This is a genomic window from Marivivens aquimaris (assembly GCF_015220045.1).
GTDB classification, from domain to species: Bacteria; Pseudomonadota; Alphaproteobacteria; order Rhodobacterales; family Rhodobacteraceae; genus Marivivens; species Marivivens aquimaris.
Genome location: NZ_JADBGB010000001.1, coordinates 1,536,474 through 1,557,571, shown reverse-complemented (window position 1 = coordinate 1,557,571; position 21,098 = coordinate 1,536,474). Strand labels below are relative to the sequence as shown.

At 60.8% G+C, this 21,098-nt stretch carries 21 protein-coding genes; 4 read left to right on the top strand and 17 right to left on the bottom strand.

Features of this window, described 5'->3' with window-relative positions:
• Positions 1 to 29: 29 nt before the first annotated feature.
• The 16 genes from IF204_RS07740 to pyrC form a co-directional block, all read right to left on the bottom strand.
• Entirely contained in the window at positions 30 to 668 is a 639-nt protein-coding gene (locus tag IF204_RS07740; RefSeq protein ID WP_322743270.1) for a protein-L-isoaspartate(D-aspartate) O-methyltransferase, read from the bottom strand.
• Positions 665 to 1,450, bottom strand: coding sequence for a 5'/3'-nucleotidase SurE (surE, locus tag IF204_RS07735; protein WP_194095934.1), 786 nt, complete (start codon positions 1,448 to 1,450; stop codon positions 665 to 667). The genes IF204_RS07740 and surE overlap by 4 nt, the downstream gene beginning before the upstream one ends.
• A gap of 126 nt (positions 1,451 to 1,576) precedes the next feature.
• On the bottom strand, positions 1,577 to 2,230 hold the full coding sequence (locus IF204_RS07730; protein ID WP_194095933.1) for an SDR family NAD(P)-dependent oxidoreductase: 654 nt from the start codon (positions 2,228 to 2,230) through the stop codon (positions 1,577 to 1,579).
• Between the two features lie 55 nt (positions 2,231 to 2,285).
• A complete protein-coding gene (locus IF204_RS07725) occupies positions 2,286 to 2,540 on the bottom strand; it encodes a pilus assembly protein PilP (protein WP_167637969.1) in 255 nt (84 codons plus the stop codon).
• A 180-nt stretch (positions 2,541 to 2,720) separates the two neighbouring features.
• Positions 2,721 to 4,175, bottom strand: a complete 1,455-nt coding sequence (purF, locus tag IF204_RS07720) for an amidophosphoribosyltransferase (RefSeq protein ID WP_194098173.1) — start codon at positions 4,173 to 4,175, stop codon at positions 2,721 to 2,723.
• Positions 4,176 to 4,286: 111 nt separating this feature from the next.
• The gene (locus tag IF204_RS07715) at positions 4,287 to 4,844 is read right to left on the bottom strand and encodes a CvpA family protein (RefSeq protein ID WP_194095932.1); all 558 of its coding nucleotides are present in this window, start codon (positions 4,842 to 4,844) and stop codon (positions 4,287 to 4,289) included.
• Between the two features lie 7 nt (positions 4,845 to 4,851).
• Positions 4,852 to 6,228 carry a DNA repair protein RadA gene (gene radA, locus IF204_RS07710; protein ID WP_194095931.1) on the bottom strand — a complete coding sequence of 459 codons (1,377 nt, stop codon included), beginning with the start codon at positions 6,226 to 6,228 and terminating at the stop codon, positions 4,852 to 4,854.
• A 42-nt stretch (positions 6,229 to 6,270) separates the two neighbouring features.
• Entirely contained in the window at positions 6,271 to 6,717 is a 447-nt protein-coding gene (locus tag IF204_RS07705; protein ID WP_194095930.1) for a paraquat-inducible protein A, read from the bottom strand.
• Positions 6,718 to 6,754: 37 nt separating this feature from the next.
• Entirely contained in the window at positions 6,755 to 7,519 is a 765-nt protein-coding gene (locus tag IF204_RS07700; RefSeq protein WP_194095929.1) for a DNA repair protein, read from the bottom strand.
• 94 nt (positions 7,520 to 7,613) lie between these two features.
• Positions 7,614 to 8,360: an ABC transporter ATP-binding protein gene (locus IF204_RS07695; RefSeq protein WP_194095928.1), complete on the bottom strand. Its 747-nt coding sequence runs from the start codon at positions 8,358 to 8,360 to the stop codon at positions 7,614 to 7,616.
• Positions 8,357 to 9,094 (bottom strand): MlaE family ABC transporter permease, encoded by a 738-nt coding sequence (locus tag IF204_RS07690; protein WP_194098172.1) that lies wholly within the window; start codon positions 9,092 to 9,094, stop codon positions 8,357 to 8,359. The genes IF204_RS07695 and IF204_RS07690 overlap by 4 nt, the downstream gene beginning before the upstream one ends.
• 38 nt (positions 9,095 to 9,132) lie before the next feature.
• Positions 9,133 to 10,170 (bottom strand): alanine racemase, encoded by a 1,038-nt coding sequence (gene alr / locus IF204_RS07685; protein ID WP_194095927.1) that lies wholly within the window; start codon positions 10,168 to 10,170, stop codon positions 9,133 to 9,135.
• A 44-nt stretch (positions 10,171 to 10,214) separates the two neighbouring features.
• Positions 10,215 to 11,705 (bottom strand): replicative DNA helicase, encoded by a 1,491-nt coding sequence (locus tag IF204_RS07680; protein ID WP_194095926.1) that lies wholly within the window; start codon positions 11,703 to 11,705, stop codon positions 10,215 to 10,217.
• Between the two features lie 197 nt (positions 11,706 to 11,902).
• Positions 11,903 to 12,577, bottom strand: a complete 675-nt coding sequence (locus tag IF204_RS07675) for an orotate phosphoribosyltransferase (protein ID WP_194095925.1) — start codon at positions 12,575 to 12,577, stop codon at positions 11,903 to 11,905.
• A gap of 103 nt (positions 12,578 to 12,680) precedes the next feature.
• A complete protein-coding gene (locus IF204_RS07670) occupies positions 12,681 to 13,760 on the bottom strand; it encodes a calcium-binding protein (RefSeq protein WP_194095924.1) in 1,080 nt (359 codons plus the stop codon).
• A 117-nt stretch (positions 13,761 to 13,877) separates the two neighbouring features.
• A complete protein-coding gene (gene pyrC / locus IF204_RS07665) occupies positions 13,878 to 14,927 on the bottom strand; it encodes a dihydroorotase (RefSeq protein WP_194095923.1) in 1,050 nt (349 codons plus the stop codon).
• A 164-nt stretch (positions 14,928 to 15,091) separates the two neighbouring features.
• On the opposite strand from pyrC, the gene IF204_RS07660 reads away from it, so the two are divergent.
• On the top strand, positions 15,092 to 15,316 hold the full coding sequence (locus IF204_RS07660) for a DUF1127 domain-containing protein (protein WP_194095922.1): 225 nt from the start codon (positions 15,092 to 15,094) through the stop codon (positions 15,314 to 15,316).
• A 71-nt stretch (positions 15,317 to 15,387) separates the two neighbouring features.
• Here IF204_RS07660 and IF204_RS07655 read toward each other — a convergent pair whose 3' ends face one another.
• A complete protein-coding gene (locus IF204_RS07655) occupies positions 15,388 to 16,341 on the bottom strand; it encodes a hypothetical protein (protein ID WP_194095921.1) in 954 nt (317 codons plus the stop codon).
• A 182-nt stretch (positions 16,342 to 16,523) separates the two neighbouring features.
• On the opposite strand from IF204_RS07655, the gene IF204_RS07650 reads away from it, so the two are divergent.
• From IF204_RS07650 to IF204_RS07640, 3 genes are all read left to right on the top strand, one after another.
• Positions 16,524 to 17,429 carry an AAA family ATPase gene (locus IF204_RS07650; protein WP_194095920.1) on the top strand — a complete coding sequence of 302 codons (906 nt, stop codon included), beginning with the start codon at positions 16,524 to 16,526 and terminating at the stop codon, positions 17,427 to 17,429.
• Positions 17,430 to 17,495: 66 nt separating this feature from the next.
• Positions 17,496 to 18,767, top strand: coding sequence for a vWA domain-containing protein (locus IF204_RS07645; protein ID WP_194095919.1), 1,272 nt, complete (start codon positions 17,496 to 17,498; stop codon positions 18,765 to 18,767).
• A gap of 120 nt (positions 18,768 to 18,887) precedes the next feature.
• Complete coding sequence (locus IF204_RS07640) at positions 18,888 to 21,002, top strand: OmpA family protein (protein ID WP_194095918.1); 2,115 nt, start codon at positions 18,888 to 18,890, stop codon at positions 21,000 to 21,002.
• The last annotated feature ends 96 nt before the right edge of the window (positions 21,003 to 21,098 follow it).

The following is a 21,098-nucleotide window of genomic DNA, read 5'->3' as shown; positions in this document are numbered from 1 at the left end:
CTCAACCCCGTTTTCCGGGGCTTTTCGGTTTAGTCGCCCATGCCCTCGACAAGCGGGACAAAGCGAACCTGACGGAGTTCGTCGTATTCGTAGCCTGTGTCTGTCCGCGTCACGCGGATCAGGTTCTGCACCGCATCGGACTGACCGACCGGCACCACCATGATACCCCCAACACGCAGCTGGGCCAAGAGCAGCGGCGGCGGATCTTCGGCAGCGGCGGTCACAAGTATGCGGTCAAAGGGCGCGTGTTCGGGCAAACCGTAGCTGCCGTCGCCCGCAAAGGGGATGATATTGCCGAGATCGAGCTCTTCGAACACACCGCGCGCTTCGCTCACGATCCTGCGATACCGGTCGATCGTGTAAACGCGGCGGGCGAGGTGGCTGAGGATCGCGGCCTGATAGCCGGAGCCGGTGCCGATCTCGAGCACCTTATCACGGTTCGACACCTGAAGCGCCTGCGTCATGAGGCCAACGACGCTCGGTTGGCTGATCGTCTGGCCCGAACTGATCGGCAGCGGCATGTCGTCGTAGGCGCGTTCCGCAAAGATACCGCGCACGAACTTGGCGCGGTCGACTTTTTCCATCGCCGTCAAAACGCGTCCGTCAGTGACCCCCTTGGAGCGGAGGGCATAGACGAACTGCATTTTGGTTTCGGCGTCGAATGTCACGCGAGTGCCTTTTCCAGTTCCGCCAGCGCGTCATGGGCGGTCAGTTCGGCGCGCATCGGCGTCACCGAGATGTAGCCGTCCAGATTCGCTTCGACATCGGTGCCGGGCAGGGTGCGGACCTGCTGATTGCCGCCCCGAACCCACATGAACCGACGGCCCGAAGGCGCGACGGCAGGCTCGGCAGAGAAGGACGTCCCACGGCGGAAGCCCTGCTTGACGACCCTGGTGCCTTTGACGGCAGCGGCGGGGATCGGCGGGAAGTTCACGTTATAGAACAGGCGATAATCCTCGTCGTCCCATTTGCCGTGGTCGAGCAGCTTTTGCACGACGGCAGCACCATGCGCGGCAGCGGCTTCGAACGGCTGGTCGAGGTCTTTGTTCTCAACGCCAAAGAACTGGGACATCGCGATGCCTTTGACGCCTTGCAGCGCGGCTTCGACGATGGCACCGATGGTGCCGGAGTACATGACGTTCTCGCCCGCGTTGTTGCCGCGGTTCACGCCGGACAGCACCAGATCGGGCTTGTTGTCTTTGAGAACATCATAGAGCCCCGCCAGCACACAGTCGGCGGGCGATCCTTCGGCGGCAAAGCGGCGCTCGCCAAGTTTCGCGATCATGGTGGGGTGGGTGTAGCTGATGCAGTGACCGACGCCCGACTGTTCGAACGCGGGTGCGACGGTCCAGACCTCGCCATCCGGGCCGGCAACGGTTTCGGCGATGGCTTGCAGGACTTCGAGCCCCGGTGCGTTGATGCCGTCGTCGTTCGTAATGAGAATGCGCATAAGGCCCCCTTTTGCTCCTTTCCTAAGGACGAGAAGGCCATGCGGCAAGCATTACGGACTGCAATTTGTCCCCGATGTGGCCGCAATGCGTAAGTGCTGACCACATGGGAGAAAATCAGGGCCGGATCAGCCCAGAATTTGCGGCAGGAGGCGTGCAGCTTCCGCGCGAATGTCCGCCAGCTTTTCGCGGTTCTCACCAGGGAAGAAACGGCCGCGCACAGCGGTCGGCATCGGCTCGGGCGTTACAATGCGCACGTGCGGGCCGGTTTTGACACTTTCGGCCTGCCAGCTACGCGCCATCGCGATCTGGGCGGCCTTGGTCGAGCCGTAAGCGCCAAAGAACGCTTCGCCTGCGCGCGGATCGTCAAAGAATGCAGCGCGGCCATCGGCACCGAGCAGCGGCGCGATGTAGCTGATGAGGCGGGCGGTCGATTTGATGTTGGTTTCGACCGACTTGTCGAAGTCCTTTGCAGGCATGTGACCGGCAGGGGACAGCGGCGCTGCGAAGACAGCTGTGTGCATCCACACGTCCAGTTTGCCCCAGCGATCAAAGATCGAACGGCAAAGCTGCTGCATGGCGGCGTCGACGTTGATGTCCATCGGCGCAAGAGTGGCCTGTCCGCCCGCGGCTTTGATCCGGTCGTCCAGTTCTTCAAGCGCGCCGGTGGTCTTGCCAACAGCGATGATGTGGTGGGTCGGTGCCAGTGCTTCGGCCAGTGCAGAACCAAGTCCGCGCGAAGCGCCGGTGATCAGTGCGGTGGGGCGATTATCTTGCGTCATAAGCCCATTTGGCACCAAGAAGACACGGGCGCAATAGCGCCCGTGTCCAATGCCGTTAGTTCGGCATCTGAATTCCGCTCAGCTGGCCGTTGGCCGTGAACAGAACCTGCTGCTCGGTGATCTGCGTCACCTGCCCGTAGATCGTCTGGTCGCCGACTGCGAGTTGCTGGATGTGTCCATCCGTCATCCGCACCACGGCCACATTGCCGCTCGGCCCGCTGAACGTCCCGATCAGCGCGATATTGTCGTAGGAAAAAACGTCCGCCTGCGTCGCCGCTTGCGCGACGACACTGTTCGTGCCTGTCGTCATGGAATTTGTCCCGTCTTGAGTGTCCGAGGCAGCAGATGCCACGGCTGCGGAAGGGATGAAACCAACACAAATGTGAGGAGAGCGATGTGGGCAGACTTCTGCCCATCGCTGCATAAAGCCGCCGATCGCCCCTATTCCAAAGAAGAAGGGGCCCGCGTGCGGACCCCCTCGTAAGGATAGTTATTCGGCTGCGGTCTTGAAGCCTTTGTCGAGCATATCGGTCGGCGGGACCGGATAATCGCCCGAGAAGCATGCGTCGCAATACGCGGGATTCGCAGGATCGCGGCCCTCGGCCACGCCAACAGCGCGATAAAGACCGTCGAGCGAAATGAAACGCAGGCTGTCCACTTCGAGGTACTTGCACATCTCGGCTTCGGACATGTTTGCCGCCAGCAGTTTTTCACGCTGCGGGGTGTCGACACCGTAGAAGCACGGCCACGCGGTCGGCGGCGATGCGATACGGAAGTGCACCTCTGCCGCGCCAGCGTCGAGGAGCATGTCCTTGATCTTGCGCGAGGTGGTGCCGCGAACAACCGAGTCGTCGACGAGGATGATGCGCTTGCCGGCGATGAGCGCGCGGTTCACGTTCAGCTTCAAACGGACGCCCATGTTGCGGATCGCGTCGGTCGGCTCGATGAAAGTACGGCCCATGTACTGGTTGCGGATGATCCCCATACCGTAGGGGATGCCGCTTTCCTGACTGTAACCGATCGCAGCAGGCGTGCCCGAATCCGGCACGGGGCAAACGAGGTCGGCTTCGACAGGGGCTTCGCGGGCCAGTTCGACCCCGATCTGGCTGCGGGTCTCGTAGACCGAGCGGCCACCGAGGATCGAGTCGGGACGCGAGAAGTAGACGTGCTCGAAGATACAGAAGCGCGACTTCTTCGGACGGAACGGGAAGAAGCTCTGCACGCCGTCCTTGGAGGAGATGACGACCATCTCGCCCGGTTCGATTTCGCGAACGAATTCGGCACCGATGATGTCCAGCGCACAGGTTTCGGACGCCAGCGCCCAACCGTCGCCGACTTTACCGAGGACCAGCGGACGAACGCCCAGCGGGTCACGCACGCCCATCAGTTTGGTGCGAGTCATGCCCAGAACGGAAAAAGCGCCCTCGGCCTTGCGGAGCGCTTCTTCGAAACGGTCGGGAATGTTTTTGCCCATCGAACGGGCCATCAGGTGAATGATGCATTCCGAGTCAGAGTTCGACTGGAAGATCGCACCTTGCGAGATCAGGTCGCGGCGCAGGGCTTCGGCATTGGTGAGGTTGCCGTTGTGCGCAATCGCGGCGCCGCCCATCGAGAATTCGCCGAAGAACGGCTGAACGTCGCGGATGGCGGTCTGACCCTTGTTACCTGCGGTCGAATAACGGACGTGGCCGATACCGACAGTGCCAGGCAGGGTCTTGAGAATTTCGGAATTGGTGAAGTTGTCCCGAACATAGCCCATGCGGCGGGCCGAGTTGAAACCTTGTTCGTGATCGTAGGTTACGATCCCGCCCGCTTCCTGTCCGCGGTGTTGAAGCGCGTGTAGGCCGAGGGCAATGAAGTTAGCAGCGTCGGACACACCGACTACGCCGAAAATGCCGCACTCCTCTTTCAGTTTATCATCATCGAAAGGGTGGGCAGGGGGCATCGTCTTGGACACGAGGGAGGGCTCCGAATCCGTGAATGGGTTGCGGCCCCCTGATAGTCGGTCAGGGGGCTGGTGTCACGAAACTATCACACACTTTTCGATGAACGTGGCTTACTCGGCCACACAGGTGAGCAGAAGCTCGTTGTAACGGGCGGTCAGCCACTCCAGAGCAGCGCTCGGATCCTGATCCTGAATGTCGTCGGTGGTGTCGTTGAAGACAGCGGCCGCACGGCTGTTGTCGACAGCGGCGATGCCTTGGCTCGACAGGATGGTATTGTAGAGGAAGAACGCTACAGCCACGAGCACGATGCCGCGGGCCACACCAAAGAGGAAGCCGAGGATCTGGTCGATCGAGTCGAGCGCGGTTTTACGCACCACGGTCGACAGCAGCGGCGTGAAGAACGACACGACAGCCAGCGCGATGGCGAAAGCGACCGCGAAGCCCGCGATGATCTTCAGCTCGCAGCTTCCATCGATCTGGTCACCGACGACCGGAAGGTTGCCGACGACGTCACCGGCAGGGGCGGCAAAGGTGAATGCGACCACTGCGGCTGCGACCCATCCCACGATGGCCATCGTTTCGCGGACGATGCCACGGCTGTACGCCAGAAGGGCAGAGACCACGACAACCGTGGCGACGATCCCATCTACGACGGTAAAGCTATCCATATTCTATTTATCCCCCTGCCTCTCGCGGGCCGAAAACGTCTGTCACAAATCCGAGCACGTCCTGCACTTGTCGCAGATTCATGTCCGGTGCCGCCGCCCGTTTAGGCAAGCGGGGTAATATCGCCGTCGTGAAACCAAGTTTTTGCGCTTCTTTCAACCGATTTTCGGTTTGTACGACCTGACGAAGTTGCCCAGATAGGGCGATTTCGCCGAAAAGACAGCAGTCCGCTGGCAAAGCCGCGTCTTCCCTAGCGGAAATCAGCGCTGCTGCGACCGCCAGATCGGCAGCCGGCTCGGTAATCCGCAGGCCGCCGGCCACGTTCAGATAGACGTCCAGCCCCGCGAACGCGACGCCGCAGCGCGATTCCAGCACGGCGAGGATCATAGCGAGGCGCCCGCCATCCCAGCCCACGACCGACCGGCGCGCTTGCGGGGTCGGGGAGGGCGAGACAAGCGCCTGAATTTCGCACAGCACCGGGCGCGTGCCTTCGATGCCCGCAAACACCACCGATCCCGGTGTCGGTTGGCCGCGTTCGGACAGGAACAGGGCCGAGGGGTTTTTCACCTCTGCCAACCCTTTGCCCGTCATTTCGAACACGCCGATTTCGTCCGACGGGCCGAAGCGGTTCTTCACCGCCCGCAGCACGCGGAACTGGTGGCCGCGCTCGCCTTCGAAATAGAGAACCGTGTCGACCATGTGCTCGACCACGCGCGGACCGGCAAGCGAGCCTTCTTTGGTGACGTGGCCGACCATGATGGTGGCGATGCCCTGCTTCTTGGCGAATGTTGTCAGTTCGTGCGCCGAGGCGCGAACCTGACTGACCGACCCCGGTGCGCTATCGACCGTGTCGGCCCACATGGTCTGGATCGAGTCGATAATGACGAGGTCCGGATGCTCTTTTTCCAGCGTCGTGACGATGTCCCGCAGATTGGATTCGGCGGCGAGCATGACGGGCGATTGTTCCAGCCCCAGCCTCCGCGCGCGCATCTGCACCTGCTGGGTGCTTTCTTCGCCCGTGATATAGATGACCTTCATCCCGTTCCGCGCAAACCGCGCCGCCGCCTGAAGCAGAAGGGTCGATTTGCCGATGCCGGGATCGCCGCCGACCAGAATGGCCGATGCCTTGACCAGACCGCCACCGAGAACGCGGTCCAATTCGCCGACGCCCGCTTCGGTGCGGGGCGGTTCGGGGTCTTGGCTGGCAAGGTCCGTCAGGTTGATCTGCTGGCCGCGTTTGCCCGACAGGCTCTTGGAGCCGTGGCCCGTCGCCAGCGGTTTTTGTTCGTGGATGGAGTTCCATGCCCCGCAGGTTTCGCAGCGACCCGACCACTTGGAATAGGACGCATCACACTCAGAGCAGATAAACGCTTTTTCTTTCGCCATGAGGAGGTTGTGGCCTATCGGCAGGGCGGCGGCAACGGAAAATCAGCGCCGTTTCGTTCCCATCGATGTGACGACCGAAACCAGCACACAGCCGGTAAAGAGGTAGAGCCCCCACGCGACCTCGATCCGCCCGACGCCGATGCCTTTGGCGACAACGACATAAAGCGCCAGCAGGAACACGTCCGCCATCGCCAGTTTCGCGAGCCAGAACAGGACGGGCTTTACGGCTTTGTCGAGCAGGCCGAACCCGATCAACACCATGCCGAGCGCCTTCATGAACGGGGCAAAGACGGCGAGGAATGTGACCAGCAGCGCGAGGTAGACGTCGCTTTCCCAAAGGCTCTGCAATCCCGAGATCACCGAGATTTCCTTCATCGAAAACAACGGCAAAAGCGCCGCCCGAAGGAGCGGCGCGAACCATGCGACCGGAAACAGGACCAAAAGCGCGAGGTTGAGGTAGGTCAGGATCGAAGGGTTGCGGCGTGCCATGCTGCATCAAGAGCAGGGCGGCACCGCAGGGGCAAGATTATTCGGCGGCCGGTTTCATCGGCATATGAACGATCTTGTGGTCGGGCTCCGGCGGCTCGAAACCGTAACCGAGGTGCGGTAGAACGCTCTGCAATTCACCGTCGAGCTTTTCAAGCTGGCTGGCGACTGCCGTTTCTTCGGCCTCGACCTGATCGGCCCACTGGCGCAGCTCGCGGCAGATGTGCATCGCATCGACGATCTGCTCTTGCTGGCGCTCGGCTTCCTCCTGACGCTGCCGCAGGAACTCTTTGGCGCGTTTGACCTTCTCGTCGCCGTAGACATCGGCCAACTCGCGGGCCTTTTCGCCCATCTGCGCGGCCATGGTCAGAACGTCCATTTCCATCGTGCGCAGATCGGGGTGATCGCGCAGATAATGGAGGCGTTCGCGCACCGCGTCGAATTCGCTGCTTAGCGTGAAAACACCAGCGCGATCAGCGGTGTGGCAGACGTGGTATGCCCGCGCCACGTCGTCCATATTCACCTCGAATTTGCGGTGGGATTTCTCGAGGTCCATCACCCGCTTGCTGGTCGGGATGAAGAACAGGAGCGAGGCCATGATCATCGTAAACGCAAGTTGAACCAGCATCCCCGCGTTAGTGACGATCACATCGCCGAACGCGAGCGGCAGGGTGAGCCACGGGGTGATCTGGGCCGCGCAGAGAAGGGCGTATCCGATGGTCACGGCGTTCATGACGATCAACATGCCGAAGGAAAAGCTGTGCAAGCAGCGAACGATAAACCGGGTAGTCGATTGCTGCGCCATGGCCAGCCTCTCAAACAATTAAACAACGCTAATAATTGAATGGTAGGGTGGCTACTCGCCTGTTTCCAAAAATATTTGAAGAAAAGTTATCTTCTTAACGAACTGTCTCGATCGGACCGTGGGCGCGGCCATGGATAAACTGGTCGACGTACGGGTCGTTTGAAGCATCCATTTCGGAGATCGGGCCTTCCCAGCGGATCTTGCCCTTGTGGAGCATCGCCACGCGGTCGGCGATGGCGCGGACGCTCGACATATCGTGGGTGATCGTGATCGCGGTCGCGCCCATCTCGGAAACAATCTCGCGGATCAAGTCGTTGATAACGCCGGACATAATCGGGTCGAGGCCCGTGGTCGGCTCGTCAAAGAAAATGATTTCGGGGTTCGCGGCAATCGCGCGGGCAAGGCTCACGCGCTTCTGCATCCCGCCCGACAATTCGGCGGGCAAACGGTCTGCAACGTCGGGCGTCAGACCCACGCGGCGAAGCTTTTCGATGGCGATCTCGCGGGCTTCGGCTTTGGGCCTTTTCAGCTCTCCACGAAGGAGGCGAAAAGCCACGTTTTGCCAGACGGGAAGCGAGTCAAACAGCGCGCCGCCCTGGAAAAGCATCCCGAAACGGGCGAGGAATTCGTCGCGCGGCTGGGTCGTGATGTCCTTGCCCGCGACCTCGATCTTGCCGCTGTCGGGCGTGACGAGGCCGAGGATGCATTTGAGCAGAACCGACTTGCCGGTGCCCGACCCGCCGATAACGACGGTCGAGGTACCCTTGGCCACCTCAAGGTTTACGCCGCGCAGCACAGCGTTGCTGCCGAAAGACTTCTGGACTTCGCTCAAACGTATCATGCGGAGAAGAACGCCTCCGTCAGAATGAAGTTGGCCGCGAGGATCAGAACAGCGGCGGCGACGACAGACTGTTTGGTCGCTTGGCCCACGCCCTGCGCGCCGCGGCCCGAGTTCATACCGTAATAGCAGCCCATCAGCGCCGCGATGAAACCGAAGGCCGCGCCTTTGATCAGCGAGGAAGCGACATCGTGGAATTCGAGGAAGTTCACCGTGTTGGTGATGTAGTTCGCGGCATTGAAGCCCAGACGCTCGGTGCCGACAACGAAACCGCCGAGGATACCGATGACGTCACCGATGCCCACAAGGATCGGCATCACCAGCGTCGCCGCAAGAACGCGGGGCAGGGTGAGGTACTTTGCCGGATTGGTAGACAGCGTGGTCAGCGCGTCGATCTGTTCGGTGACATGCATGGTCGCGATTTCAGCGGCGAGCGAGGAGGTCACACGCGCCGCGATCATCAGACCGACCAGAACAGGGCCAAGCTCGCGCACCATGCCGATGGCAACAATCTGCGGGACAACGGCTTCGGCGCTGAAACGCGCACCACCGGAGTAGATCTGGAGCGCCAGCGCACCGCCAGTGAACAGCGCGGTCAGGCCGACGACGGGCAGCGAGTAGAACCCGATCTGCATGATCGCCACGCCGAATTCGCGCCAGTAGAACGGCGGACGGACCAGATGGCTGATCGTATCGGCCGCAAAAATCGTCACGCGTCCGACGATCGCCAGAGCCATGATGACAACGCGGCCAACCGCGCGGAGGACGTTCACGATCACGACGCGATAAAGCGCCGCTGATAGCGCCCACCGAGTGAAGTCAGGATTTCGTACCCGATGGTGCCGCCGATTTCCGCCAGATCGTCGACCGTCTGCGTCGGGCAGAGCAGGCTGAGGTAATCCGGCGTCTCTTCGAGGTCGGTGATGTCCACGGTGATCAGGTCCATCGACACGCGGCCAACGAGCGGCACGGGCGTCGAGCCGTGCCAGAACTTCGCGCGGTTGGAGATCGAACGGAGGATGCCGTCCGCGTAACCACCCGAAACGGTGGCGATGCGGCTGGCGCGCTTGGCCTGCCACGAATTGCCGTAGCCGACGACTTCGCCTTCGGACAGATCACGCACCTGAATGACCGGCAGGTCGAGGTGAACGACCGGCTTGGCCTGCTCGAACGGCAGACCGCCATACATCCCGATACCAGGGCGGGTCAGATCGAAGTGATATTCCTTGCCCAGCAGAATGCCACCCGTCGCGGACAGCGAGCGCGGAACGCCCACACCGTCGGTCATCTTGCGGAAGATGCCGAGTTGGTACTCGTTCATCGGGTGATCCGGTTCGTCCGCACAGGCAAGGTGGGACATAATCAGACGCGGGCGCTGCTGCATCGCAATCGCCGCAACGGCGGCCCATTCGGCCCACTCCATCCCGAGGCGGTTCATGCCCGTATCAAGCTGGATGCCGAAGGGATGGCCGGGCAGAGCTTCGAAATGGCGGGTCAACTGATCGACCGAATTGAGCATCGGGATCAGGTTGAGTTGAAGGATGGCTTCGGTATCGCCCTGCATGTGGCCCGAAAACACGTGGATGTCCTTTTCCGGACCCACGGATTCGCGCACGCGCCGGCCTTCTTCGACCGTTGCCACAAAGAACTTCGCGACGCCCATGCCGGCAAGGGCCGCAGCCACACGGCCCGACCCCAGCCCGTAGGCGTTAGCTTTTACCACAGCGCCGGTTTCGCAGGCGGTCATCGCATCAAGCGAACGCCAGTTCGAAAGCAGCGCGGAAAGATCGATTGTCAGACGTCCAGTAGCCATATCGCCCTTGTCTTATGGCTTCGCTGCAGGAGCAAGAGGGAAAATCAGTACCCCTCGACCGCGTCCTGCTGCCAAGGTTTGACCAAGTTGCCGAAGCGGGTGAATTTGCCTTCGAACGACAGGTCCACGGTGCCGATCGGACCGTGACGCTGTTTGCCGATGATCACTTCGGCCCGTCCGTGCAGGCGGTTCATACGGTCCTGCCATTCGGGGAAGGTCGGGCTGTCCTCGGACGGCTTTTCACGTTCCACGTAATATTCCTCGCGGAACACGAACATAACAACGTCGGCGTCCTGCTCGATCGAGCCCGATTCACGAAGGTCCGACAGCTGCGGACGCTTATCGTCGCGGCTTTCGACCGTACGCGACAGCTGGGACAGCGCGACGACGGGGATGTTGAGTTCCTTGGCAATCGCCTTCAGGCCCATCGAAATCTCGCCGATTTCCTGAACGCGGTTGTCACCGCGACCCGAGCCGCGCAGCAGCTGGAGGTAGTCGACGATCAGCACATCGAGGCCATGCGTCCGCTTCAGACGGCGGGCACGCGCGGCAACCTGGTTGATCGGCAGCGCAGGCGTGTCGTCAATGAACAGCGGACAGCTTTCGAGCTCTTTCGCGGCTTCGACGAAGCGGCGGAATTCCTGCTCGGTCATGTCACCGCGGCGGATCTGTTCGGAGGGCACTTCGGACGCTTCAGACAGAATACGCGCGGCCAGCTGTTCAGCGCTCATTTCGAGGCTGAAGAAGCCCACAACTCCGCCTTCGATGGCGCCCTCGGTACCGTCGGGCTTGCGGCCCTTGCGGAACGCCTTGGCAATGTTGAACGCCACATTGGTCGCGAGCGAGGTCTTACCCATCGACGGACGACCCGCGAGGATCAGAAGGTCCGAGGGGTGCAGGCCGCCGAGCTTTTTGTCCATGTCGATCAGGCCGGTCGAGATACCCGACAGCTGACCCTCACGCTGGTAGGCAGCGTTGGCGCTGTTGACCGCTTGGGTGACCGCTTTGACGAAGCTGGTAAAGCCGGTTTCTGACTTACCCTTTTCGGCCAGCGAATAGAGGCGCTGTTCTGCCTTGCCGATCTGTTCGGCAGCGTCCGAGTCCACCTGAACGCGGCTTGCTTCGGCGACGATGTCCTTACCCACGCCGATCAGTTCGCGGCGGATCGCGAGGTCGTAGATCAGCTGGGCATAGTCCTTGGCCGCAAAAGCCGAAATCGCAGAGCCAGCAAGCTTCAGCAGGTAGGTCGCGCCGCCCAGTTCGTTCAGACCGGGGTGGTCTTTCATGTAGGCTTTGAGCGTGACGGGGGAGGCCAGCGCGTTCACCGAAATACGGGCCGCAGCGGTCTGGAAAATCTCGCGGTGGACAGGGTCAAAGAAGTGGTCCGCCGTGATGATCGAAGCCACACGGTCGAAGATATCGTTATTCGTCAGGATCGCACCCAGAAGCTGCTGTTCAGCCTCGATGGAGTGCGGCACCGGATCTTCGGCGTTGCTTTCCGATCCGCTTGCGTTGAATACGGCGATCTCGCTCATCACAGTCCTGCCACGGTTTTTTATGCTGCCCCAGTGAGCAGAGGGTCTACCCCGAGGGTACGTCCGACTTCAAACAGTATAACTCTGTGGATAACCTGTGCACAACACAAACGCCCCCAAATGAGGGGGCGCTTGGTATGCTTGCTGCTATATCTTGCGGAAATGCCGCGATTATCCTGACAGATAATTTATAGGGCTCAGGCGTGGGCTGCCGACCATGCTGCCGGATCGCGCAGATACGACTCGACCTCGGCAAGGGTTTCGGCGTCAAACGCCTCGCGCTCCTTGGCGACTTCGAGAACATCCCACCAAGTGCAAAGGCTGATCAGCTGCACGCCGTGATCGCCGAGGGTTTTCTCAACGCCCTCAAAAATGCCGTAGTAGAAGATCACCGCAGTGGCCGAGCAGGTCGCGCCGGTATCGCGGATCGCATCGACGAACGACAGCTTGGAGCCGCCATCCGTGGTCAGGTCTTCCACGAGCAGGACGCGCTGGCCTTCGGTCATTGCGCCCTCGATACGGGCGTTGCGGCCGTAGCCCTTGGGCTTTTTGCGGACGTATGTCATCGGCAGGGCAAGGCGTTCGGCGACCATGGCCGCGAACGGGATGCCAGCGGTCTCACCGCCTGCGATGTTGTCGAATGCCTCGAAACCCGCTTCGCGCATGATCGACACCGACAGGAAATCCATCAGGGTCGAGCGGATACGCGGGAAGGAGATCAGCTTGCGGCAGTCCACGTAGGTCGGGGCTTTTTTGCCCGACGCATGGGTGAACGGCTCTTTGGCGTTGAAGGACACAGCGCCGATCTCAAGCAGCATACCTGCCGACAGGCGGGCGATCTCGGACTTCGACGGGAAGGAGGAGGGGATCATGGCAGCGTCCTTTCGATAAGGTTTCGCAGGGTCATTAGACGCATTCGCCCCAGTTTGAAAGACTGCAAAAGGCAGCGCCCGTATAGGCGCTGCCTTTCCGATATCAGAAGACGAACGCGTCTTCGGTCAGGTCGTCGAGCGCGACCTTGTTGAACTTGATCTTGAGGCCAGTGTCCTCGTCCGAGATGTAGAGGAACTTCTTGGTCTCGGCGACGTGGTTCGTAATCATGTCTTCGTAGCTGTCGATGCCGCCAGCGTAATCAGCGAACGAGATGGTATCGCCCTGATCGGCCTTGAAGTCCTTGACGATGTTCGAACCGTTGGCGTCCGAGAAGTCGAACTCGTCAGCGCCAGCGCCGCCCTTCAGGATGTTCTTGCCGCTGCCTGCGTGCAGAACGTCGTTGCCTTTGCCGCCGTCGAACTTGTCCTTACCGCCGTTGCCCCAGAACTCGTTGTCGGCGTTGTCGCCCTTGAACTTGTCCTTGTCCGACGTGCCCTGAACGTTTTCGATGCTGATCAGCTTGTCTTTCTTGCCGTAGCTGTCGACAGCATAGTTCTTGGTCAGGTTGACGTTGATGCCCTTCTTGCCGTCGTCGTAGATCACAGTGTCGATGCCAGCGCCGCCGTCGAACCTGTCCTTGCCACGCGTGTTGAGGAACTCGTCGTTTTCAGTGAACGACGTCGGGTTGAGGTCATCCCAGCCGAAAGTGGCACCGGGCGCGAGGTCGCCGCTCGGGTAGTCGACGCCGGTGATATAGGCATCGATGCTCTCATACGCTTCGATCGACGTCAGCGGAATCGGATCACCGTCGACAACAAAGAAGAAACCCGTCGAGTCGTAGTCGGAGGCGTTGTCGTAGATTTCGAGGTGGAACACGGTCGTGGAATAGGACTGTCCGTTCATCGTCCAGTCGATGACAACCAGTTCTTCTTCGACGTCCAACTTGGTGAGGTCTGCGTCGTCGTAGGTTCCGGCAGTGAAGGTCGCGCCAGAGAAGTTCTTACCGTCGTTGAGGTTCAGCTGGATCATGCCGTCGCCGAGTGTCTCGTACGAAATGGTGGAATTGTCCGGTGCAGTGATTGCCAGCTCTGCATCACCCAGAAATTCGACCGGATAGCTGTCGTTCGCGTTGCTGTCCCAGTCGAATGAAATCGCCACGCCCTGGAAGGAGTAGGTTGTCATATCGTGATCCTCAAAAAAAACGCGGCCCCCAATCGGACCGCGTACTTTTTCGAGTTGTGTGGAGATTCGCTCAACAACTTTGGCATGTATTGGGCTGCCTAGTCATGAGAACCTTACTCAGGACACCCGCCAATGTAGTGGGAAGCCTGGATCGAACACCGTTACCGGTCCTGCGCCGGTCATGATTTGTGCAGGATATTCCACGGGTTCGCCTTTGGTGAGGGTGATAGTCTCCTCGTTCGGCTCCATGCGGTAGAAGCGCGGACCGTTCAGCGAGGCGAAGGCTTCGAGCTTTTTCAGGCGACCTGCGGCCTCGAACACTTCGGCGAGGCACGACATGGTGTTCGGCGCAGTAAAGCAGCCCGCGCAGCCACAGGCTTGCAGCTTGTTCGGGTCGGTATGCGGCGCGGAGTCGGTGCCGAGGAAGAAACGCTGATCGCCCGAGGTTGCAGCCTCGACCAGTGCGACGCGGTGGTTTTCGCGCTTGGCGACCGGCAGACAGTAGTAGTGCGGCTTGATACCGCCCGCGAGGATGTGGTTGCGGTTGATAATCAGGTGGTGCGTCGTGATCGTGGCGGCGAGGTTCTTGGTGTGATCGCGCACGTAATCGACGGCGTCTTGGGTGGTGACGTGCTCCATGACCACGCGCAGATCGGGCACCTTCTTGCGGATCGGGTGCAGGACGCGGTCGATAAACACAGCCTCGCGGTCGAAGATGTCGATGTCATGGTTGGTGACTTCGCCATGAACGCAGAGCGGCATTCCGATCTCTGCCATTTTCTCCAGAACGGGGCGCACCTTGTCGAAGTCGCGCACGCCCGAAGCGGAGTTTGTGGTCGCACCGGCAGGGTAGAGCTTTACCGACGTCGCGATGCCCGCAGCGTGGGCGGCGGCGACGTCTTCGGGGTCCGTCTCTTCGGTAAGGTACAACACCATCAGCGGTTTGAACGACATGCCTTCGGGCAGGGCCGCCATGATCCGGTCGCGATAAGCCGCGGCCTGCGCACCCGTCACAACGGGCGGCACGAGGTTCGGCATCACGATAGCGCGGCCAAAGTGGGCGGCGGTGTGTGGCAGAACGCCTTCGAGCATCGCACCGTCACGCAGGTGAAGGTGCCAATCATCGGGGCGGCGGATTGTCAGGCGGGTAGGTGCTGTCTCGGTCATGATCCACGCAATACACCGTCCCGAAAGACTGCGCCACACAAACAGAACGCAGAGAAGGGCCATGCGCCTGCTGCAATGCGGCATTTCCCTATTGTCTGTTTCCGCGTAGCTCCGCACAAGCTATTTATAGGTCAACGCATATGACATATTCAGGAGCCGCTAAAATGGCCTACACTGCAACCCACGCTGACCTCTCTGCACCGCGCGAAGGCTTTTTCACCAAGCTGGGTCGTGCATTCGTTCAAGCAATGGAAAACCAGCACGACCTTCCGCGTCGTCGTCAGGAAATCATCAAGCTGAACAACATGTCGGACGCCGAACTGGCACAGCGCGGTATCTCGCGCGAGGGTATCGCCCGCCATGTATTCCGCGACATGATGTACGTCTGATCCTCACCGGAACAGACCTACGAAAAAGGGAGCCATCGGCTCCCTTTTTGTTTTTCCGAATGTGGCCCGTTTTACTGGGCAGCCCGCGTCGCGTTCATCTTTTCCTCGCGCGCGGCCTTCTCCTCGATCTGGCGCAGGCGCTGGGCAAAGTAGGGACGCTTCCCCTCCGACAGCACATAGCGGCAGATCGCGGCGGCGCGGCTGTAGTCGCGTTTGCGCTCCAGCCAACCAACGAACTGGCGCAGATAAGGCACGAAATCGCGGCGCGAGCGGTAAAGCTCCGCAAAGGACGCCTCCGTCAGATCGCCGTTCATCGCGTATTCCATGAGCGGCAGCAGGATCCCCATCTCGTCGAGGTTATGATCCAGCTTCGTGCCCATGCGCGGCATCCGCAGCTTGGTCACGTTCGAACGGGTGAAGAGCGCCGCGTGCATCGCGTCGAGGTCTTCTTGCGGGTCGAAAACCACGAATGTGTGCTGCGTGGCGTCGATCATATCCGGCGCAAAGCCGTAGCGCGTCGAAAAGTCGGTGCGCCGCGCTTCCAGATAACGGCGGTCCCAGTTGGCAATCTGCGGATCAAGCGTCGCCACAGGACGGATCGACAGAACCCGCGAGCCGGGAGCGGCAACCGCATAGGCACCCGCAGCATAGCCGCCGCGGTGCGTGCCAAAGAACAGAACCTCGTCGAAATCTTCGAAGAAGCCATCATCCGTCAAGCGGTCGAAATACTGATAGAGCCGCAGATCACGGAACCAGCTTTCGCCGCGCGCCACGATCGCAAGGTGTGACCAGCCGAAGTCGCGGGCGGCCTGAAAACCACGCGGCTCCATGACTTCGGACTGTTCGCAAATCTCGGGAAAGGTCTCGAATGTCACGAGCAGCTTCTTGCCCTGATCGATGAAAGCGGCTGCATGATTCGCGCCGACCCGTTCGAAATGCCCGTGTTCTTCGGCCACATCGTCCAGTGCGTCGAACCAGTCCTCATTCGAAAGACCGGCAAAATCGGTTGTAAGTTCAATACTCACGTCACATCCTTTGCCTCAAGGGCGTACTACCTAACCATTCTGCAGGCTAAGCCTAGATTAGGGCGGAATTGCGCTCAAGGCGCGACCGCTCTGCGCTCTATGAACGGCAAATTCATGCGACTTATGCAGGGCTTGAACGAATTTTGCCACAAGGCAGCATGGAGGTTGAATCGGAGGAGTTCATGACTATCGACAGTATCGACGACGTGCAGTCCATGCTCGCGGGCGAAGGCTACATCTGTGGCCGCGCCCTTGCGACCGTGACCTTTCTATCGCTCAAACTCGGTCGCCCGCTGTTTCTGGAGGGGGAAGCAGGCACCGGAAAAACCGAAATCGCCAAGGCCATCGCCTGCGCGCTGGGCCGCAAACTGATCCGCCTGCAATGCTACGAAGGGCTCGACGCGGCCTCAGCGGTCTATGAATGGAATTTCGCCGCGCAGATGATCGCGATCCGCACGGCCGAAGCCGCAGGGGGCGCCGATCGCAAGGCGCTGCAATCCGAGCTGTTCAACGAGGATTTCCTGATCGAACGCCCGCTGCTCGAAGCGATGCGCCCCCATGAGGGCGGCGCGCCCGTGCTGCTCATCGACGAAATCGACCGCACCGACGAGCCGTTCGAGGCGTTCCTCCTCGAAGCGCTCTCAGATTTCCAAGTCACCGTGCCCGAGCTCGGAACGATCAAGGCGCAGGAACCGCCCATCGTCATCCTGACCTCCAACCGCACGCGCGAGGTCCATGACGCCCTGAAGCGCCGTTGCCTCTATCACTGGGTCGATTACCCCACCTTCGACCGCGAGTTGGACATCCTCCACGCCCGCGCCCCCGAAGCGCAGGAAACGCTCAGCAAGGAAGTCGTCGCCTTCGTGCAGAAACTCCGTACGGAGGATCTCTTCAAGAAACCTGGCGTTGCGGAAACCATCGACTGGGCGAAATGCCTGCTCGCGCTCGATGTGATCGACCTCAGTCCCGAGGTCATCGCTGACACCCTCGGCGCGATCCTCAAGTATCAGGACGACATCGCCCGTATCGAAGGCTCCGAAGCGCAGCGCCTCCTTAAAGAAGCCCGCGCGGATCTTGCGCCGGTCTGATGCTTCATTCTGACAAAAATACCTTCGGGGGGTGCGGGGGGCAGACAGCCCCCCGCCGCGACGCCAATGGCTGAGTACATCCCGCTCGATATTCCGGAGGACGGCAAGCTCGCGCATAACATCGCGCACTTCGCCCGTGCTTTGCGCAAGGCCGGCATCCCCGTCGGTCCGGGCCGTGTGATCGACGCCATCCGTGCGGTGGAGGCGGCAGGTTTTACCCGCAAGAACGATTTCTACTGGACGCTGGAGGCGTGTTTCTGCACCCGCCCCGAACACCGGACCATCTACGGGCAGGTGTTCCGCCTTTACTGGCGCGACCCGCGTTACCTCGAACATATGATGGCGATGATGCTGCCCTCCGTGCGCGGCGTGCAGGAAGAGCGCAAAGCCAAAGCCGCCGAAAAACGCGCGGCGGAGGCGCTGCTGGATGACCACAACATCCCCATGCCGCAGCCCGAAGAGGACCAGAAAGACGAAGAAGCGCTCATCGACATCGACGCCTCCCGCACGATCTCGACCGAAGAGCGGCTGAAAACCCTCGATTTCGAACAGATGTCGATCGAGGAGATGGCGCAGGCCAAACGCATCCTCGCCAAGATGACCCTGCCGATCCGTCCCGTGCAGAGCCGCCGGACCATCGCAGGTCACGGGCAGATCCCCGATTGGCGCGGCACCCTGCGTCAGTCGATGCGCAAGGGTGGCGAAATCCAGAGTTTCGCGACCCGCCACAAACGCGAACGCTACCCGAACCTCGTCGTGCTCTGCGATATCTCGGGCTCCATGAGCCAGTACTCCCGCGCCGTGCTGCATTTTGTTCACGCGGTCGCCAATGCCAAAGGGCAGGGCTGGGCCAAAATCCATGCTTTCACTTTTGGGACGCGGCTCACCAACATCACTCGCCATCTCAAGCACAAAGACGTCGATGCCGCGCTCGCCGCGGTCGGTGCCGAAGCGCAGGACTGGCAGGGCGGCACGCGTATCGGTGAGTGCATCGACCGCTTCAACCGCGACTGGTCGCGGCGGGTGCTGGGGCAGGGCGCTGTGGTTCTTCTCATCACCGACGGGCTCGACCGTGACCCCGAGGGCGGGCTGGGTAAGGCGATGGAGCGGCTCGGGTTGTCGTCACGTCAACTGATCTGGCTCAATCCGCTGCTCAGATGGGACGGTTTCGCGCCCAAAGCCCGCGGGATCGTCGAAATGCTGCCGCACGTGACCAGCTTCCGCGCGGGCCACAATATCGCATCATTGCAAGGTCTTGCCGAGGCGATCTCGGATGCAAAGGACGGCGGGGACAAAGCGCGGCTGATGGCGATGGTCGATCGGCACAAAGACGCTTAACAGGCGAACCTCTCGAAGAATTTCACATCTCCTGATGGATCAAAAACGGGGCGGCGTGCGTTGCTTAGGCAATTCGGCGCGTCTGGTCCTGCCAGATGACGTCCATTCAGAGGAGTTCATATGCCCCGTAATTCATCCCGTGCCACGACCGCTCTGGTGGCCACGCTTTCCCTTATTGTACCCAACGCCTCTTTCCTTGGTACCGCTCACGCCCAAGAACTGACCACCACGCCGGACGGCGAACCTGCTGTTCTGCTCTGCGAAGGTGGTATCATCCCGCCGTGCGAAACCGGCGAGCCGATGGCGATCCCGCTTGCAGACCCGATGCTGGTCGACGCACTGGGTCAGGACAAGATTGTCGAGCTGACCAAGCAGAGCCAAGAGCAAATGGGTGATGTCGCCCCGGCTGATCCGGCAAACGAAAATGCTGCCGAACCGGCAACCGGCGACGAACCGGCTGATGCGAATGCGCAGTCGGACGCTGCTATGGAACAGGCTGCGGATCCTGCCGAGCCGGTTGCCGAAGAGGCAACCGCTGACGAAAGTGGCGCTGTAGAAGCTGAAGGCTCCGCTGATGGTGCTGCCGAGGAAATGGCACCGGAAATGGAAGAAGTCGAAGCTGCTCCGGCAGACGATCAAGCCGCTGAAGGCGAGATGGACGCCGAAGTCGAAGCTGAGATCGAAGCCCAGAGCGAAGCTGCGCCCGCAGAAGAAGCCGCTCCGGCTGCTGATGAAGCGACTTCGGAAGACGCAGTAGAAGTTGAAGCCGAAGCCACCGAAGACGGCTCGGTCGAAGCTGAAGCCAGCGCTGAAGCTGAAGCCGCTCAGGAAGAGATGGCTCCGGAAACTACCGAAGCTGAAGCAGCACCGGCTGAAGAAGGTGAAATGAACGCCGACGCAGAAGCCGAGATGGAAGCTGACGCCGAAGGCGAAGCTGCTTCGGAAGAACCCGCTCCAGCCAAGGAAGTTTCGGACGAAGTAGCCCAGCAGATTGCCGAAGAGCAGGCCGCTCTTGAGCAGGCTCAGCAGGAGATGGCTGACCAGATCGCAGAGATGCAGGCAGAAATGTCCGCTGCGACCGACGCTGAAGCTACCACCGACGAAGAAGCTGCTGCCGCTGACGAAGGCGCAGAAGAAGTCGCTGCCAACGACGAGCCGGCTGTAGACCCGACCGCAGAGGAAGAGGACGCTGCTCCGCTCGCCGCTTCGGACGAGAACGCTGCCGACGCTGAAGTCACCGAAGAGACGCTGACCGAAGAACAGGTTCGCACCTCGGACGAAGACTTTGAAACCACCTCGGCCAACAACGCCGAAGCCAGCGAAGACAACGGTGGCCTGAGCAACTTCGAGAAGGCCCTTCTGGTCGGTCTCGGTGCTGTGGCTGTTGGCTCGCTGCTCGACAACGGTGAAGAAGTTGTCGGCAACACCGGCGACCGCGTTATCGTTCAAGGCCCGAACGGTCTGCAAATCTACAAGAACGACGATGCTCTGCTGAACCAGGCAGGTAACGACGTGAAGACCGAAACCTTCGCTGACGGCTCGACCCGTACCACCGTGACCCGTCCGGACGGCACGCAGGTTCTGACCATCCGTGACGACCTCGGCCGCGTTGTGACCCGTGCACGTATCCTGACCGACGGCACTCGCATCAACCTCATCACCGACGCCGAGCGCGCCGCTGAGCCGGTTGACGTAGCTTCGCTCCGCGAAACCACCCGTCCGGCACCGAGCTACTCGGTCAACGACGCTGACGTTGCTCGTCTGATCGCCGCTCTGCAGGCCCAGAAGCCGCAGAACGTTGATCGTAGCTACTCGCTGCGTCAGATCCGCGAGATCCGTTCGGTCCGCGAATTGGTTCCGGCCATTGATCTGGACACCATCAACTTCGCCACCGGTTCGGCTGCGATTTCGCAGGCTGAAATCACCAGCCTCGTTCGCATGGGTCTGTTGATTGAAGACATGGTCCAGAAGAACCCGAACGAGATCTTCCTCGTTGAAGGTCACACCGACGCTGTCGGCTCGGACGTCAATAACCTCGGCCTGTCGGACCGCCGCGCGGAAAGCGTTGCGCTGGCTATGACCGAGTACTTCGACATCCCGCCGGAAAACCTCGTCGTACAGGGTTATGGCGAACGTTACCTGAAGGTGAACACCGAGTCGGCAGAGCAGGCGAACCGCCGCGCCACGATCCGCCGGATCACCCCGCTGCTCGATCAGGTTGCAAGCGCACAGTAAGAACTGACAAAGGCGGGCCCTTCGGGGCCCGTTCTTTTTTGCGCGTAAGACTACGGTAGGAGTTGAACCGCGTTGCGGCTTCTCTCATCTTGAATG

Bases quoted from the DNA above. Each gene is read 5' to 3' on its own strand.
- IF204_RS07700 (WP_194095929.1), bottom strand. From the start codon at position 7,519: ATGGCGCAGCAATCGACTACCCGGTTTATCGTTCGCTGCTTGCACAGC.
- IF204_RS07675 (WP_194095925.1), bottom strand. From the start codon at position 12,577: ATGATCCCCTCCTCCTTCCCGTCGAAGTCCGAGATCGCCCGCCTGTCG.
- IF204_RS07640 (WP_194095918.1), top strand. From the start codon at position 18,888: ATGCCCCGTAATTCATCCCGTGCCACGACCGCTCTGGTGGCCACGCTT.
- radA (WP_194095931.1), bottom strand. From the start codon at position 6,228: ATGGCGAAAGAAAAAGCGTTTATCTGCTCTGAGTGTGATGCGTCCTAT.
- purF (WP_194098173.1), bottom strand. From the start codon at position 4,175: ATGCCCCCTGCCCACCCTTTCGATGATGATAAACTGAAAGAGGAGTGC.
- IF204_RS07660 (WP_194095922.1), top strand. From the start codon at position 15,092: ATGGCCTACACTGCAACCCACGCTGACCTCTCTGCACCGCGCGAAGGC.
- IF204_RS07730 (WP_194095933.1), bottom strand. From the start codon at position 2,230: ATGACGCAAGATAATCGCCCCACCGCACTGATCACCGGCGCTTCGCGC.
- IF204_RS07725 (WP_167637969.1), bottom strand. From the start codon at position 2,540: ATGACGACAGGCACGAACAGTGTCGTCGCGCAAGCGGCGACGCAGGCG.
- IF204_RS07670 (WP_194095924.1), bottom strand. From the start codon at position 13,760: ATGACAACCTACTCCTTCCAGGGCGTGGCGATTTCATTCGACTGGGAC.
- IF204_RS07690 (WP_194098172.1), bottom strand. From the start codon at position 9,094: ATGGCTCTGGCGATCGTCGGACGCGTGACGATTTTTGCGGCCGATACG.
- surE (WP_194095934.1), bottom strand. From the start codon at position 1,450: ATGCGCATTCTCATTACGAACGACGACGGCATCAACGCACCGGGGCTC.
- IF204_RS07650 (WP_194095920.1), top strand. From the start codon at position 16,524: ATGACTATCGACAGTATCGACGACGTGCAGTCCATGCTCGCGGGCGAA.
- IF204_RS07695 (WP_194095928.1), bottom strand. From the start codon at position 8,360: ATGATACGTTTGAGCGAAGTCCAGAAGTCTTTCGGCAGCAACGCTGTG.
- alr (WP_194095927.1), bottom strand. From the start codon at position 10,170: ATGGCTACTGGACGTCTGACAATCGATCTTTCCGCGCTGCTTTCGAAC.
- pyrC (WP_194095923.1), bottom strand. From the start codon at position 14,927: ATGACCGAGACAGCACCTACCCGCCTGACAATCCGCCGCCCCGATGAT.
- IF204_RS07680 (WP_194095926.1), bottom strand. From the start codon at position 11,705: ATGAGCGAGATCGCCGTATTCAACGCAAGCGGATCGGAAAGCAACGCC.
- IF204_RS07645 (WP_194095919.1), top strand. From the start codon at position 17,496: ATGGCTGAGTACATCCCGCTCGATATTCCGGAGGACGGCAAGCTCGCG.
- IF204_RS07705 (WP_194095930.1), bottom strand. From the start codon at position 6,717: ATGGCACGCCGCAACCCTTCGATCCTGACCTACCTCAACCTCGCGCTT.
- IF204_RS07715 (WP_194095932.1), bottom strand. From the start codon at position 4,844: ATGGATAGCTTTACCGTCGTAGATGGGATCGTCGCCACGGTTGTCGTG.